We start from the raw sequence: 1,427 nt of genomic DNA on the forward strand, positions 1-1,427 counted from the left end.
GAAATGCGCGAAGACTTGGGCGCGCTGATTCTGTATCTGCTGTATAAACACCGTCACGGCAATCAAACCTACAAACTCAGCCCGAAAGCCCAAGAAGCCCTGTTGCATTACAGCTATCCCGGCAACTTCCGTGAGTTGGAAAACATCCTCGAACGCGCCGTTGCGCTAACGGTAGGCCAAGTGATACAAGTGGACGACTTGCAGATTCAAAATGCTCCGCAGGTTAAGGCAGAACGCAGCGGCTTCTCTTTTGACGATATTGCCGAACCCGACGCGCGTGAAACTACGCTCAATCACAGTCCCATTCCACCGTTTGATCCACGCACCATGCAGATACAGGATTACCTCGACCAAGTGGAACGCAGCATCATCGAGCAGGCTTTGCAGCAAACCCGTTACAACCGTACCCAAGCCGCCAAGCTTTTGGGCATCAGCTTCCGCTCTATGCGCTACCGTATGGAACGCTTGGACATCAATTAAAACGTTCAGACGGCCTGAGTTTTCAAGGCCGTCTGAAACATAAGCCTTATGTACAAGATTTATTTTGACGAAACCGCATCTACCGAACTTCGCAGCCTTGCTGCACCTTTCGGGCTGACCGTTATTGATCGGCAGCCTGAAGAAGGCAGTTTCCTTATCGCTGACGAAAGCGGCATCAGTTTGTGCCGCGCCGGTGAAAAAGGCCGTGTTCGCGTTGATTTTGATGGCGGTGCCGCCCATTATCGGCGCACTAAAGGTGGAGGCGAGTTGATTGCCAAAGCCGTCAACCATACTGCGCAACCGACTGTCTGGGACGCTACCGGCGGACTGGGGCGCGACAGTTTTGTGCTTGCCTCGTTGGGCTTGAATGTACAAACTTTTGAACAAAATCCTGCTGTTGCCTGTCTACTTTCAGACGGCCTCAACAGGGCAGGGCAAAGTGAAGAGACACGGGAGATTGCCCAGCGAATTATTTTGCACTTCGGCAATGCCGTTGATTTAATGCAGGAATTGTCCACGCAAAACGGCAGCCCCGATGTGGTGTACCTCGACCCGATGTATCCGGAGCGTCGCAAAACCGCCGCTGTGAAAAAAGAAATGGCTTACTTTCACGATTTGGTCGGTGCGGCACAAGACGAAGCCGAGCTTCTGAACGTTGCATTGAATACCGCCAAAAAGCGCATTGTCGTCAAACGCCCGCGCTTGGGTGAATTTCTCGATAGGCGCAAACCTGCTTATCAATATACAGGCAAAAGCACGCGTTTTGACGTTTACCTTCCGACAAGGCCGTCTGAAGACTAAAAGCAAACTTGCAACATATCAAAAGAAACCGCCGGCGTTATCAGCGCGGCGGCAAAGTGTGATATAAATACCCTTTCCCAAACTTCATTGGAGCAAACTATCATGGAATTAGTATTCATCCGTCACGGACAAAGCGAATGGAACGC

Annotated in this window: 2 protein-coding genes; both read left to right on the forward strand. The window is 51.2% G+C overall.

The window, feature by feature from the left end:
- Window positions 1-480, forward strand: a 480-nt coding sequence (locus ACTHUE_RS18995; protein ID WP_440424175.1) for a helix-turn-helix domain-containing protein, incomplete at its 5' end; no start/stop codon positions are given.
- Window positions 481-528: 48 nt separating this feature from the next.
- Window positions 529-1,281: a class I SAM-dependent methyltransferase gene (locus tag ACTHUE_RS19000; protein WP_004518840.1), complete on the forward strand. Its 753-nt coding sequence runs from the start codon at window positions 529-531 to the stop codon at window positions 1,279-1,281.
- The last annotated feature ends 146 nt before the right edge of the window (window positions 1,282-1,427 follow it).

This window comes from Neisseria sp. P0021.S005 (genome assembly GCF_051956955.1).